The organism is Pseudomonas sp. HMWF021 (assembly GCF_003061005.1).
In the GTDB taxonomy this organism is placed as follows: Bacteria; Pseudomonadota; Gammaproteobacteria; order Pseudomonadales; family Pseudomonadaceae; genus Aquipseudomonas.
The window spans coordinates 1-1,138 of sequence record NZ_QAIK01000072.1 but is presented as its reverse complement, the minus strand read 5'-3'; the positions used below and the strand labels follow the sequence as shown (position 1 = coordinate 1,138).

General features: G+C 61.7%; 1 protein-coding gene and 1 pseudogene. Both read right to left on the bottom strand.

Annotation, left to right across the window (positions count from 1 at the left end; translation table 11 throughout):
- A pseudogene (locus tag DBR18_RS10295) lies at window positions 1–455 on the bottom strand (mechanosensitive channel MscK); the annotation flags it as partial.
- Window positions 456–489: 34 nt separating this feature from the next.
- Window positions 490–1,138 (bottom strand): transporter associated domain-containing protein (locus tag DBR18_RS10290; protein WP_305891533.1); only part of this gene is annotated, 649 nt, incomplete at its 5' end.

Here is a 1,138-nt window from a genome sequence, read left to right as displayed (position 1 = left end):
CGCTCGGGGCGGGTCTGCGCGGTGATGATCAGGCTGTTGGCGTCGGCCAGAGCCTTTTGCAGATCGCTTTGCTGGGTCGAGCGGTCGGTGAGGATCTGCTCCAGCTGCGCAATCGACTCCTTGGGGAAACGCTGCGCCATCGGCGCCACCGCCGTGGCCTTGAGACGGGCCAGTTCGCGGGTGTTCTCGATGGTCTGCCGAGGGGCAGAGGCCAGCTGCTGTTTGAGATCGATCAGCTTCTGGTCGTAATCGCGCCGGTTGTTGAGCTGATTGAGCGTGTTTTGCAGGACCGTTTGCAGGCTCTTTTTATCGGCATCCGGCAGTTTGCTGTCAGCCAGTTTGTCCAGGCTGGCCTGCACGGCTTCGCTGGACGGCGGTTCGGCGGCGTACAGCGGGCCGACGGAAAGACTCAGGCCCAGCAGGGCCGCGAAAAAGAATGAGCGCAGGGTAGGCATAGAGACCGGTCAAGCAAGTGAGAGTGGACGCAGTTTAGAGGAAGAGCCCGGGGCCCGGGCGACTTCCTTCGGGGAATCTGACGCCCACTTTGCCGATCTTGTTCCCGTCCATGACCGCAACCGTCCAGTGGGTGTTGTTCCATTCCACCTGGTCACCCACGATCGGTGCACCACCGACTTTGTGCGCAATGAACTCGCCCAGGGTCATGTCCGGATCGATACCCTCGGCCGGCAACCCGTACAGCGCTGCAACCGCTTTAAGCTGGGCGTCTCCTTCGAGGACAAAGTCGCCGAAGAAGCGCAGATCCAGACCACGTTGTGGCGCCTGACTGAACAGTTTTCCGAGCGCCGGCAAGTTGTGTTCATGGCCGATAACACACAGCAAATCATCGACTTCCAGCACCGTACTACCCGACGGATGGAGCAGTTGCTGACCACGAAACAGCGCGGCGATACGCGTGCCTTCGGGCATTTTCAGCTCGCGCAGCGGTGAACCGATGCACCATTTCTCCGCGCCGAGCTTGTAGACGAACAGTTCCCACTCGCTGGTGATGTGCACTTCCAGCGCCGAACGGGAGATCGGCGCCGGCTCCGGCGGCACCGTCACCTTGAGCAGTCTGGCGACCCACGGCAGGCTTGTGCCCTGCACCAGCAGCGACACCAGCACGATGAAGAACGCGAGG